The organism is Tepidiforma sp., assembly GCF_026419595.1.
GTDB lineage: Bacteria > Chloroflexota > Dehalococcoidia > Tepidiformales > Tepidiformaceae > Tepidiforma.
Genome location: NZ_JANZZD010000003.1, coordinates 43,584 through 55,108, shown reverse-complemented (window position 1 = coordinate 55,108; position 11,525 = coordinate 43,584). Strand labels below are relative to the sequence as shown.

The 11,525-nt window shown below is 71.7% G+C and carries 15 protein-coding genes and 2 tRNA genes; 6 read left to right on the top strand and 11 right to left on the bottom strand.

What is annotated here, in order from left to right:
- Positions 1 to 11: 11 nt before the first annotated feature.
- Positions 12 to 101: transfer RNA gene (locus N2041_RS02640), tRNA-Ser, on the bottom strand.
- A 94-nt stretch (positions 102 to 195) separates the two neighbouring features.
- Between N2041_RS02640 and N2041_RS02635 the strand changes: the two genes are divergently transcribed.
- The 5 genes from N2041_RS02635 to N2041_RS02615 are packed head-to-tail and all read left to right on the top strand — an operon-like array spanning position 196 to position 4,010.
- Complete coding sequence (locus N2041_RS02635) at positions 196 to 822, top strand: NUDIX domain-containing protein (protein ID WP_297675535.1); 627 nt, start codon at positions 196 to 198, stop codon at positions 820 to 822.
- Positions 823 to 853: 31 nt separating this feature from the next.
- Positions 854 to 1,396, top strand: a complete 543-nt coding sequence (locus N2041_RS02630; RefSeq protein WP_297675533.1) for a PadR family transcriptional regulator — start codon at positions 854 to 856, stop codon at positions 1,394 to 1,396.
- Positions 1,393 to 2,232: a molybdate ABC transporter substrate-binding protein gene (gene modA, locus N2041_RS02625; protein ID WP_297675531.1), complete on the top strand. Its 840-nt coding sequence runs from the start codon at positions 1,393 to 1,395 to the stop codon at positions 2,230 to 2,232. The genes N2041_RS02630 and modA overlap by 4 nt, the downstream gene beginning before the upstream one ends.
- A gap of 3 nt (positions 2,233 to 2,235) precedes the next feature.
- Positions 2,236 to 2,907, top strand: a complete 672-nt coding sequence (modB, locus tag N2041_RS02620) for a molybdate ABC transporter permease subunit (protein WP_297675529.1) — start codon at positions 2,236 to 2,238, stop codon at positions 2,905 to 2,907.
- Positions 2,904 to 4,010 carry an ABC transporter ATP-binding protein gene (locus N2041_RS02615; RefSeq protein ID WP_297675527.1) on the top strand — a complete coding sequence of 369 codons (1,107 nt, stop codon included), beginning with the start codon at positions 2,904 to 2,906 and terminating at the stop codon, positions 4,008 to 4,010. Before modB ends, N2041_RS02615 begins: the two co-directional genes overlap by 4 nt.
- Here N2041_RS02615 and N2041_RS02610 read toward each other — a convergent pair.
- The 4 genes from N2041_RS02610 to N2041_RS02595 all read right to left on the bottom strand — a co-directional run bounded on the left by N2041_RS02610 (position 3,965) and on the right by N2041_RS02595 (position 6,488).
- Positions 3,965 to 4,621 (bottom strand): class I SAM-dependent methyltransferase, encoded by a 657-nt coding sequence (locus N2041_RS02610; RefSeq protein WP_297675524.1) that lies wholly within the window; start codon positions 4,619 to 4,621, stop codon positions 3,965 to 3,967. The two genes, N2041_RS02615 and N2041_RS02610, sit on opposite strands and share 46 nt — an antisense overlap.
- Positions 4,614 to 4,937, bottom strand: a complete 324-nt coding sequence (locus tag N2041_RS02605) for an antibiotic biosynthesis monooxygenase (RefSeq protein ID WP_297675522.1) — start codon at positions 4,935 to 4,937, stop codon at positions 4,614 to 4,616. Before N2041_RS02605 ends, N2041_RS02610 begins: the two co-directional genes overlap by 8 nt.
- Positions 4,938 to 4,956: 19 nt before the next feature.
- Positions 4,957 to 5,295 (bottom strand): hypothetical protein, encoded by a 339-nt coding sequence (locus N2041_RS02600; protein WP_297675520.1) that lies wholly within the window; start codon positions 5,293 to 5,295, stop codon positions 4,957 to 4,959.
- A gap of 212 nt (positions 5,296 to 5,507) precedes the next feature.
- Complete coding sequence (locus N2041_RS02595) at positions 5,508 to 6,488, bottom strand: serine hydrolase (RefSeq protein ID WP_297675518.1); 981 nt, start codon at positions 6,486 to 6,488, stop codon at positions 5,508 to 5,510.
- Positions 6,489 to 6,581: 93 nt separating this feature from the next.
- On the opposite strand from N2041_RS02595, the gene N2041_RS02590 reads away from it, so the two are divergent.
- A complete protein-coding gene (locus N2041_RS02590) occupies positions 6,582 to 7,580 on the top strand; it encodes a threonine/serine dehydratase (protein WP_297675516.1) in 999 nt (332 codons plus the stop codon).
- 16 nt (positions 7,581 to 7,596) lie between these two features.
- Here N2041_RS02590 and N2041_RS02585 read toward each other — a convergent pair.
- The 6 genes from N2041_RS02585 to N2041_RS02560 form a co-directional block, all read right to left on the bottom strand.
- A tRNA-Arg gene (locus N2041_RS02585) sits at positions 7,597 to 7,671 on the bottom strand.
- A gap of 55 nt (positions 7,672 to 7,726) precedes the next feature.
- Positions 7,727 to 8,668: a PH domain-containing protein gene (locus tag N2041_RS02580; protein WP_297675514.1), complete on the bottom strand. Its 942-nt coding sequence runs from the start codon at positions 8,666 to 8,668 to the stop codon at positions 7,727 to 7,729.
- Positions 8,632 to 9,558, bottom strand: a complete 927-nt coding sequence (locus tag N2041_RS02575) for a branched-chain amino acid transaminase (protein ID WP_297675513.1) — start codon at positions 9,556 to 9,558, stop codon at positions 8,632 to 8,634. Before N2041_RS02575 ends, N2041_RS02580 begins: the two co-directional genes overlap by 37 nt.
- Positions 9,559 to 9,622: 64 nt before the next feature.
- Positions 9,623 to 10,045 carry a hypothetical protein gene (locus N2041_RS02570; protein ID WP_297675511.1) on the bottom strand — a complete coding sequence of 141 codons (423 nt, stop codon included), beginning with the start codon at positions 10,043 to 10,045 and terminating at the stop codon, positions 9,623 to 9,625.
- Positions 10,046 to 10,095: 50 nt separating this feature from the next.
- A complete protein-coding gene (locus N2041_RS02565) occupies positions 10,096 to 10,953 on the bottom strand; it encodes a hypothetical protein (protein WP_297675509.1) in 858 nt (285 codons plus the stop codon).
- Positions 10,950 to 11,522, bottom strand: coding sequence for a maleylpyruvate isomerase N-terminal domain-containing protein (locus tag N2041_RS02560; protein ID WP_297675507.1), 573 nt, complete (start codon positions 11,520 to 11,522; stop codon positions 10,950 to 10,952). The genes N2041_RS02565 and N2041_RS02560 overlap by 4 nt, the downstream gene beginning before the upstream one ends.
- Positions 11,523 to 11,525: the final 3 nt, after the last annotated feature.

The following is an 11,525-nucleotide window of genomic DNA, read 5'->3' as shown; positions in this document are numbered from 1 at the left end:
GGGCGGGAGAGTGGCGGAGGGGGAGGGATTCGAACCCTCGACCGAGTTACCCCGGAACCCGCTTAGCAGGCGGGCGCACTAGACCACTATGCGACCCCTCCAGTGCCGCCGGGGTCCATTGTACGGCCGCCCCCGGAGACGGTCACGAGCCGGAGCCCCCGCAGACCGTTGCCCGCGGCAGGCTACACTCCCTTCGTGGCCGTCGCCGTCGTCGTCGTCATCTTCACGGTCCGGCAGGAGCGCCTCAACGTGCTCCTCATCGAACGCGCCGCCGAGCCCTGCAAGGGCCAGTGGGCGCTTCCCGGCGGCCTCCTGCTCCCGGGCGAAACGCTCGACGCTGCCGCCCGCCGCAAACTCGAAGACGAAACCGGCGTGTCCGACGTCTTCCTCGAGCAGCTTTACACGTTCGACCGCCTCGGCGAGGGCCGCGCCGAGGTCGTCGTCTCCTACTTCGCCCTCGTCGATATCGGCCGCACCCGCCTGCGGAGCGAAAGCGAATGGCGGCCCGCATGGCATCCCGTGCACCCGCAGCCGCCGACCGCCTTCGAGAACGACCGGGTCATCGCCTACGCGGAAGAGCGGCTCCGGAACAAGCTCGAATACACTAACGTCGTCTACAGCCTGCTCCCGGAACGGTTCACCCTCACCCGGATGCAGCAGACCTACGAGGCCATCCTCGGCGAACGGCTCGACAAGCGGAACTTTCGCCGCCGCGTGGTGGGCCTCGGCATCGTCCGCCCGACCGGACGCTTCGAAAAGCAGGGCGCGCACCGTCCCGCGATGCTCTACGAGTTCACGAGCCGCGAGCCGATGGTCCTCTAGCGAATAGTCGCATTTCGAGTATCCTGCGCCCATGCCGCGCAAAGCCCGCACCGAACCCGGCGCCCCGGGGTTCAGCCTCCTCGCCGCCCTCCTCGCCGGGCCGGCCCACGGCTACGAACTCGTCGCCCGGCTCGAGCGGCTCGGAGCAAGCGAGGTGTTCCCGCTCGAACCGCCGACCCTCTACGGGCACCTCCACAGCCTCGCCGAATCTGGCATGGTCACCTGGCGCGAAGAACGCCACGGCAGCCGGCCGCCCCGCAAGGTGTTCGAACTCACGCGGTCCGGTCAGGAGGCTGCCGAGGTCTGGCTCGCCGCCCCCGTCCCCCGCCTCCGGCAGGTGCGGCAGGAGTTGCTCCTCAAGCTCGCCCTTCTCGAAGTGCTCGACCGCCCGGCCGACCGGCGCGGCCTCATCGAACGCCAGCTCGAGGTCTGCCGCCTTTACCTCAGCGGCCTCGCCGACCAGCCCGCCGAGACCCCGGTCGGCCGCCTCAACCGCGGGGCCCGCGCATCCGCAGCCGAGGCGACCATCGCCTGGCTCGAATCGCTGCTCGCCCCGTCGGAGGTGCCCGCATGAGGGCCGTCCGCCGGAGCCTCGCTTCTCTCGCCATCCTCGGGGCCGCTGCCGCCTTGGCCGCGTGCGGGAACGGCGGACCCGGCGGCGAACCGCAGGGCTACGTCACCGACGTCCTCGCTGCGGCCGCGCCCGGTGAAGGCATGCGCCCTTCCGTCGCCATCGCCGCAGCGTCCGACCTCCGCCTCGCCCTGGACGCGTATCGCAGCGCACTCGAAACCGCCTGCAGCGCGTCGATCACCGTGACCTACGGCTCGTCCGGCCAGTTCGCGCGCCAGATCATCGCCGGCGCCCCCGTCGATCTCTTTCTCTCCGCGGATGCCCGGTACACCGATGAGGTCGCGCGGGAAGGCCGCGCCGCCCCGGGCGGCATGGCCCGGTACGCGCGCGGGCGCCTCGCCCTCCTCGTTCGCCCGGGCCTCCCCCTGCCCGCAGACCTCGCCAGCGCCGCTTCGCCGGAGTACCGGAGCATCGCCATCGCCAACCCGGAGCACGCCCCATACGGGCGCGCCGCCGAGGAGGCCCTCCGGAACGCCGGCATCTACGAGCAAGTGAAGGGCCGCCTCGTCCTCGCCGAAAACGCCCGCCAGTCCGTTGATTACGTCGACAAAGGGAACGCCGACCTCGGCATCGTCGCCCTGCCGCTGCTGGCCGGCCACGACCCCGCGACGTTCCGCGTGCTGGACGACAACCTCCACCAGCCGGTCGACCAGGCCGGGGCGGTCATCGCCGGCACCGGGACCGAACGCACGGCGCGCTGCGTCCTCCAGCAGCTCCTTTCGCCGGCCGCGCAGCAGCACCTGGCGAACTACGGCTTCGAACCCCCGTCGGCCGATTGACCGATGGACATCCTCGACCCGCTGCGCATCTCGCTCCTCATCGCATCGGCTGGGACGGTCGCCTGCATCGTGCTGGGGACGCCGGTCGCCTGGGCGATCGCGCGCTCCCGCGGCTCCATCGCGGCGATCATCTCCGGGATGTCGCTGCTGCCGCTCGTGCTCCCCCCGACGGCGGTCGGCTACTACCTCCTCTGGCTGCTCGGCCGCGAAAGCCCCACCGGCCGCTTCCTGCTCGATGACCTCGGCATCCAGCTCGTCTTCACCTGGCCGGGTGCCGCGATCGCCGCCGCCGTCGTCTCCATCCCGCTCTACATCCGCACCGCAGCAGCAGGGTTCGAACAGGTCGACGAAGAGGTGCTGATGGCTGCCCGGACCCTCGTGCCGCCCTGGCGCGTGTTCACGTTCGTGGTGGTGCCGCTCGCCTGGCCGTCCCTCGTCGCGGCGTCGCTCATCGCCTTCGCGCGCTGCCTCGGCGAGTTCGGAGCGACGGTCGTCGTCGCAGCGAGCATCCCCGGCAAGACCCGCTCCCTGCCCGCAGCGATTTACGACGCCAACCTCGCCGGAAACGAGACGCTCGCCCACCAGCTTTCCCTCGCTGCACTGGGCATCGGCTTCGTTCTGGTGTCGCTCCTCACGGTCGCCCTGCAGGCTGCTGTCCGCCGGGAGCGCCCATGACCGGCGTCGAAGCCACGCTGGCACTCCAAGCAGGACTATTCCGCCTCGACGTGACGCTCGAAGCGGGGCCGGGTGTCACCGTCCTCTTCGGCCCGTCTGGCTCGGGGAAGTCGCTCACGCTCCGCGCCATCGCCGGCCTGCTCCGCCCGCGCGCAGGCCGCATCGCCGTCGCGGGCCGCGTCGTCTTCGACGCCGCCCGTGGCATCGACCTCCCGGCCCACGCCCGCGGCGTCGGCTACGCCGGGCAGCGGCCGGCGCTCTTCCCCCACCTCAGCGTCGGCGGGAACGTTGCCTTCAGCATCCGGGATGCCGGAGGCGCCGACCGCGCCCGCACCGCCGCCGAGTGGCTCGCCCGGCTGGAGCTGTCGGGATTCGAACACCGCCGGCCCGCTTCCCTCAGCGGCGGGCAGGCGCAGCGGGTCGCTCTCGCCCGCGCCCTCGCGCCGGGTCACCGGGTGCTCCTCCTCGATGAGCCGTTCTCCGCGCTCGACGAAGCGCTCCGGCAGGGCCTCCGCCAGCTCCTCGCCGAACTCGTCCGTGAGCGCGAGCTCGCCATCCTCTTCGTCACCCACGACCTCCGCGAGGCGCATCTGCTCGCCGACCGGCTCGTCGTCATCGACCGCGGCGAGGTGCTGCAGGCCGGCCCCCGCGACGAAGTCTTCCGCGCCCCGCGGCAGCGGCGCGTCGCCGAACTGCTCGGCGGCACCAACATCCTCGCGGGCCGCGTTGTCGAGCGAACCGGCGCCGGGCTCCGACTCGAAATCGAGGGCTGGGAGGCTATCGCCGCGAGCTGGCACGGCGACCCCCGGCCCGGCGATGCGGTCGACGTCGTGATTCGCCCGGAGCGGGTCGTCATCCGCCGCGGCGAACCGGCGGCGGTCAATACCCTGCCGGCCCGGGTCCGCCGGGAGTTCGACTACGGAACGAACCACACGCTCGAGTTCGAACCCCTCGCCGCGGGCCCCTCGCTCGTCGTCGACCTGCCCTCGCGCCCCTACGACGTGCTCGGTATCGCTGCGAAGAAGGAGTGGACGCTCGAGCTGCCGCCCACCGACCTTCACGTCATGCCGGCCGCGCCTCCCCGGCGCGCGACGACGCAGTAGAGGGGGTCGCTGCCCGGTCCGCCGGGCCGAAGCTGGTAGGCGACCGGTTCTTCGAAGCCGCCTGCGTGGGCGAGGTACAGCGCGATGAGCGCAGCATGGTCCCGGTCGTCGAGCGCGCGCCACGCCGCGACGGCCTTCGTCGGAAAGCACCGGTTCGAATAGGCGACCGCGAACACTCCCCCGGGCACCAGCACGCGCCGGACCTCCGCGAACACCTCGACAGGCCGCACCAGATACTGGACCGACACCGTGCACACGGCCGCGTCGAAATGCGCATCAGGCCACGGGAGCGTCGTGTCCCGGTTCAGGTCCTGCACCACCCGCTCGTCGAGCAGCGGGTTCTGTTCGAGTTCGACGCGGTTCATGCCGAGCCCCGCGACGAACGCCGGCGCGAGCTCCGCCGGCAGGTGCGAGACCCAGCTCGACATCAGGTCGAGGATGCGCCCGCCGCGGGGCAGCAGGTCGCCGTAGAACGCCTCGAGGGCGCGGATCGCCCCGTCGTCGATGTGGGTGACCAGCCGCGGCTGCGCGTAGAAGAGCGCGTCGTCCGATTCGTCGTCGCGCGCGAAGTACTCGGGCTTCAGCGGCGGCAGACCGCCGAGGTCAGCCACGGGCGGGCGCGAGCGGTGCGCCCTGCTCGATCACCGCCTCGTAGAAGCGCGCCCGGGGATGGGTGGCGAGGATGCCCTCCGGCATGCCGCCCGCGTGCGCCCGTCTGAACGCGTCCGACTGCGTCCAGTTCACGAACGCCTGACGCGACTCCCAGATGGTGTGCGAGATGTAGTCGCCCGGCTCATCGCCCTTCAGCAGCGCGAAGTGGACGAACCCCGGCACCTCCGAAAGGTAGCTCTCGCGGGTGCGCCACCCGGCTTCGAAATCGGCCTCGCGGCCGGGATTGACTTTGAACTGGTTCATCGCGATGAACACGGTGCACCTCCTCGTGCTCCTAGTGTATCCCGAGGAGCGCGGCGCAGTTCGCCCAGCCGCCTTCGCCGCCGAACCTGCCGCGCACCGTGCGCAGCCAGAGCGCGGTCCGGAGATTCACCACCGGGTCGGACCACCGCCGGAAGTCCTCGCCTGCCCGCTCGAAGTGATACCGCCCGTTCAGCTGGGCGAGACCGAAGCTGCCGCCGTTCGGGTCCTGCGGATTGAACGCTTCGCGATCGAGGTTCGCGGTCTCGCAGAGGATGATGCGCCGCATCTCCGGCCACCAGCCCGGCTCATCGGGCCAGCCGGCCATCGTCGCATACCGGTCGAGCTCGTCGAGCGTCAGGAAGCGCGGCAATACGTCCGTGGCTGTCCCGGGGGCCGCGGCGCCCGTGCGGGCAGCGTCCCGGCTATCCCCGGGTTCCGCCGCGAATGCTGCTGCGAACGCGGCGGCGGCGAGCAGCCCAGCCGCGGCGAAGAATCCCGCGGCGGTGAGCCGGCGCCATCCGGGGCGATGACCCATCGCGGGGAACCTTCGCCCCTGCGCGCCATCCGGGCATCAGGCAGCCGTTACCGGCGCGTCAATTCTTCGTGAACTGCGCGGGCCGCGCGCTGTACGAGATCCCAGTTCCAGTCCCCCTCCGCCATGATCGCCACCACGTACGCGCCCCGGTCCGTCTCGACGATGGCCACGTCGCGCGTCGCGTTCGGCCAGGTGCCCGTCTTGTTGCCCACCCGCCGAACGCCCGGCAGAGCATCCAGCGCCGCCGGGATGCCGGAGCGAATCTCCTGCGCGGCGAGCAGCCCCAGCGCATGGTCGCGCGCTCCCTGCGTCAGCCCGTCGCCCCGCGCGATCGCGGCCATCACCAGCGCGAGGTCGCGCGCCGTCGCCGGCAGGCCGGGGTCGTTCACCGACATCGTTGCGACGCCGATGCCGCGCAGCGCCGCATCGACCTCAGCCGGCCCGAGCAACCTGAGCAGGGCCACCGCCGACGCGTTATCGGAAAACGTCACCATCGCGGTGAGCGCCTCGCCGAGGCTGACCGTCCCGTCGGCCGCGATGGGCAGCCGGTCGATGGTCCCGAGGTCTTCGGCCCGGGCCTCGTCGGTCACCGGCACCCGGTCGTCGTAAGTGAGCGTTCCGGCAGCGACGCGCCGCTCGGCTTCGTAGAGCAGCGCCAGCTTGTACGTGCTGGCAGCGTACCCCGGCAGGTCGAGGTTGATGCCGCCGAGCACGGCGCCATCCAGCGAGACCACAGCGACGCCGGTCGTTTCGAACTCGCCAGCGCTGAGTGCCGCCGCGAGCGCATCCGCGATAGCGCCGGGCGACGTTCCATCGAAACGACGCGGCCCCGGTTGCGCGAGGGCGTCGGCCCCGCCTCCATGGAGCGCGTCCTCGGGAGAGCCTTCTGCGCGTCCAGCGGCGGCGATGCCCGCGAGCACCCATAGCAGGTAGACGAACGCGCCGAGGACCGCCGCAAGAGCGGCCGTGAGCAGCACCGGCTGGGTCGGCGAGCCGCCGCCGTTCGCGCGCCGCAGCGTGAGCGCCATCCGCGCCCCCTTTGCACCCCGCGGCAGCATCGTACCGGCCCCCGGGCGGCGCCGCCAGTGGCCGCGGCCCAGCCGCCGCGGTAGCGTACGGGCATGGGCGCAGACCTGCCGATCACCTTCGCGGACGTCGTGGCAGCCAGCAGCCGCATCGCCGGGCTCGTGCACCGGACCCGCGTGGCGTCGTCGCGCCAGCTCGACAGCCGCACCGGCCTGCGGGTGTTCCTCGCCTGTGAAAACGAGCAGCGAACTGGCTCGTTCAAAATCCGCGGCGCGCTCAACCGGCTCGCGCAGCTCGCCGCCGGCGAACGCGCGCGGGGCGTCGTCGCGGCCTCGAGCGGGAACCACGCGCAGGGTGTCGCGCTGGCAGCCACGATCGTCGGCACCGCGGCGACGATCTTCATGCCATCCGATGCCCCGAAAGCGAAGGTCAACGCCACGCGCGGCTACGGCGCGCGGGTCGAGTTCTACGACCGGGAAACCGCGCTGCCCGCGGACCTCGTCGAGGATTTCAGCCGCAGGACCGGCGCGGTCCCGGTCCCCGCGTTCGACCACCCGGCGATCATGGCCGGGCAGGGCACCGTGGCGCTCGAACTGCTCGCCGAAACCGGGCCGGTCGACGCCGTCGTTGTCCCGCTGGGCGGCGGAGGCCTGCTCTCCGGCGTGGCGACCGTCGTCAAGACGCTCCAGCCGCGCGCAAGAGTCTTCGGGGTCGAACCCGCTGACGGCGACGACTGGGTGCGCAGCCTCGCGGCCGGCCGCCCGGTGCTCATCGACCCGCCGCGGACCATCGCCGACGGCGCGCGGACGCGCCAGCCCGGCGTCCTCACCTACCGGGTCGTCTCGCGGCTCGTCGATGGCGTGGTGACGGTGACCGATGACGACCTCGCCGAGGCGGTGCGGTTCCTCGGCCTGCGGATGAAGCTCGTCGCCGAACCCACCGGTGCGCTCGCGGTGGCGGCACTGCTGGCGGGCCGGGTGCCCGTCGAACCGGGGAGCCGCGTCGCGGCCATCGTGTCCGGCGGCAACGTCGACCCCGGGATGTACGCCCGGCTGCTGACGAACGACGCCCGGGAGACGTCTCCCGGGCGCTGAACTGCATGGTGCGAGGTGGTACCCCCGGCAGGAATCGAACCTGCGCCTTCGGCTCCGGAGGCCGACACTCTATCCGCTGAGCTACGGGGGCCTGTCGGAAATCGTACCGCGTGGGCGCGCACTGCGCACATCCCGCGGATGCCGCATCAGGCGGCCGCGAACGCGATGAGCGCCGCCGCGAGCAGCACCCCCTGCAGGAGCGCGCCGCTCGCGAAGAGCCACAACCCGGCAGCCCGCTCGACGGCGTGCAAACCTGCGCCGACCACTGCGTTCGCCGCGAAAATCCCGGCAGCGAGGTAGGCGATCTCCAGCAGCTCCGAACGGTCACCGATGCGCACGATGCCGCCGAGCGACGGGAACGACAGCTGCACGACCTCCGGCAGCCCCGGGTACGCCGTAAAGACGTAGCCGCAGACGAGCGCGCAAAGCGCGGCGCCGGCCCCGATGGCCCAGAGCGCGACCCGGTCCTGCCAGAGCGGCAGCGCGGCCGGCCCGACGCCCACCGACCGCTGCTCGCCGCGGGTCTCGACGGGCGCGAGCGCCGCCCGCGCCTGGATCGCCTCCGCGAACCGCGCCTGGTCCTCCACCGTGAGGCCGTAGGCCTCCCCGTCCGTGACCACGTACAGGAGCTCCTCCGGGCTCGCGTGCGTCGAGTAGAAGAGCGTGTAGCCGACCCGCTTCACGTCGCCGGCGCCGACGTGGCAGCCCCACCAGTTGATGCCGCCGACTTCGGGCGGGTCGAGCGTCCTGCCGGGCACCAGCCGCTGGATCGAGCCGATGGGGACCAGCACCCGCCGCCAGCCCCAGCGGATTTCGAGCACGTCGGGCCGGACGATGTAGGCCAGCGTGCCCACCGCGCCGGCCCATGCGGCGAAGACCGCCGCCAGCACGAGCGCCGCCGCAGCAATCGACCACGCGAGGAACGTCTTGAATTCCGGCTCGGCGCCCCACGCGATCGACGCCGCAAGGAAGGCGACGACGGCGGCCCACGCCGAAAAGGCGCCGCCGATGATGACGCCCATCGCGCGCGGCGGCCGAAAGACGACGGGGTTCAGTTCGCCACGCGGACGCGTGCCGGCGTGCACCATGCGCGGTACTTCTCGTTCTTGCCCCGGATGCAGTCGTAGTACAGCTCGCTCAGCTTGCGGGTAATCGGCCCGGGTCGACCGTCGCCGACCGGCCGCCGGTCGATCTCGACTACCGGCGTGAGATGGGCAGCCGTGCCCGTCATGAACACCTCGTCGGCGACGTACAGTTCGGTCCGGTCGATTTCCCGCTCGACCAGTTCGATGCCGAGTTCGTTCCGCGCCAGTTCGATCACGCTCCGGGCGGTGATGCCCTCGAGCACGTTGTCCGCCGGCGTCGGCGTGATGAGCCGCCCGTTGCGCACGATGAAGATGTTCTCGCCGCTGCCCTCCGAGACGTGGCCGTTCTCGTTCAGCATGATCGCTTCGTCGAAGCCGTTGGCGTTCGCCTCGGTCTTCGCAAGGGCGCTGTTCACGTAGATGCCGGTCACCTTCGCCCGCGGCGGGATGCCCGTGTCCTGCACCCGGCGCCACGTGCTGGTATGGCACCGCGCGACTTCAGGCAGGTACGCCGGGAACGGCGTCAGGAAGATGAGCGTGTCGCTCTCCAGGTTGTGGAGCCGCACCCCGAGCTGCTCGCTCGAAAGGTACACCATCGGCCGAAGGTAGACGTCCTCGGTGAACCCGCTGCGTTCGACCAGCTCGACGGCGATCTCGCACAGCCGATCGATGCTGTCGTGCATCTGCAGCATGAGAATCTTGGCGCTCTGCTGCAGCCGCTCGAAGTGCTCCCGCACGCGGAAGAGGTAGACCGTCTGGTCCTCGGCGTTCCAGTTGCCCCGGATGCCTTCGAATACCGCCGTGCCGTAGTTGAAGGCGTGCGTCATGACGCCGATCTTGGCCTCGCTCAGCGGCACGATCTTTCCCTGGAAGTAGGCATACGGTGTCGGCATGGGTCTCCTCGTCCCGGCGGTCCGGGGTTTCCGCAAGTATACGCCGGCCGGCAGTTTGGGCGGACTACTCCAGCCCCCGGCTGAAGAACGTCGGCTCGCGGCACTCCGCGATGCTCGGCTCGAGCTGCGCCAGCCGGCGGCGCGGCCCATCGGGCGGCAGCGGCGGCGCCGTCGTCACCACCGAGGTCGGATCCTTCAGCGCGGCATCCAGGTACGCGACGAACTGCCGGTTGTACTCGGTCAGGTCCGGCGGCGGGTTGATGGCCCGCATCGTGTTCGCGAACTCCTCGATAGCCGCCGCGATCTCGTTCGCTGACGATGCGCTCACCAGCGCGTCCGAGACCCGGTCGATGCCGATGCACACCGCGCGGAGGTAGTCGGCATCGTTGCCGGTGCCTCGCTCGGCCTTGTCGCCCCCGCTACAGGCGACCGCGAGCAGCCCGATGAGGGCCGTCGCGGCGATACCGAGGCGCCGGGTTCGCGTCATCGTCCCGATGGTACACCGCCGGCCGCTTGCGCGGGTCCGGACGGCTTGACCTACAGCAGGACGCGACGGGACGCGGCCCTTGGCTCGCGTCGCCAGTTGACGATGAGCGGCCGTTCGATGCCGTCGATCTCGACCCGCTCGATGCGGCAGCGGTCCCGGCGCCCGAGCGCACGCTCGGCCCGGGCGCGCCAGCCCGCGGCGCCCTCCGGCGCTGGCGGCATCGCCGCACTGGTGCCCACGGTCTCCCAGTGGATGAGACCGAGCCGGAACAGCCAGCCGAGCACCAGCTCGGCGAGCCCGAGGTGAAAATCGCGGTCTCCGAAGGTCGCGAGCACCCGCTCGGCGCTCGATTCCGAGGCCGTCACCAGCGCCGTCGCGCCGAAATGCGGCAGGGCGAGGTCACTGGCCTCCCGGTACACGGCGCCGAGCTCGGGCAGACGCGCCAGCGTCTCGGCGGAGCGGAAGGGGTGGAGGTCGAACCGCGCCGCGTGCTGCTCGTGCGCGTCGCCGATGCCGCCGCCGTCGAGCCAGGCCGACCATTCTTCGAGGCCCGATTCCGCGAGCGCCGCGGCCGCGGCTGCGAAATCCGCTGCCGCGCGGGCGAGGACGATGGCCGAGGAGTAGTCCCCCCATTCGAGCGCATGAAGCGCCTGGAGCCGCGCGAGCCACCCGCGCGACCACGGCCCGTAAACAGCGGCGACCGCCCGCGTGCGGAACTTCGCGCCCGCAGCAGCCGACGCTTGCTCGCCTTCGAGGTTGAGGCCCTCAACCACGAGGTCGGCGTCCTCGCCGAGAAGGAAGCCGGTCTGGCGCCAGGCATTCGTGCTGCCAGGCAGCTCCGCCGGCGGCCGTGCGGCGCGGGAAGCCAGCCCGTCGATGCGCGGAGGCGAAATGCGGTGCCCGCTCATCCCGCCTGGTTCATCGCCGCCTGGTAGCGGGCCACCACCGGGTCGTCGAGCCAGCCGCGCAGCTCCTCCGCGCGCCCAGGCAGCGCCCGGCACATGTCCACGACGTGCATCGGGTCGTGCTTGCACCACCCCGCGAGGTACATCCCGAGCGGGATGGTCGCCGGCGGGCGCTTCGCGTCGCCGGCGAACCTGAGCGGACGCTCCAGGTCCTCCGGGGTGAGCGCGAGGAGGTCGCGCTTGAGCGCTTCGCGCTCCCGACGCGCCTCATCCAGCAGCTCCTCCACGGAGCGCGCCCGGCGCTCCTGCACGCGGAGTTCGTTCCAGTCGTCGACGTCGAACCGCGCACCATCCGGCGTCCGGATCCCGCCATCTTCGCCGCGCCGGACCGCACGGAACATCTCAGCGACGGGTCCGTCGATCGTAGCGAGATGCGCGATGAAATCGCGGACGAGCCAGGTCGACTGCGGCACGGGGCGGTCGAGTTCGTCGGCGCTGAGCGACCGGCAGAACGCTTCGAACCGCTCGCGGTGGGCATCGAGTTCGCGGACGATGGCGTCGAGGTCCGGCATGGG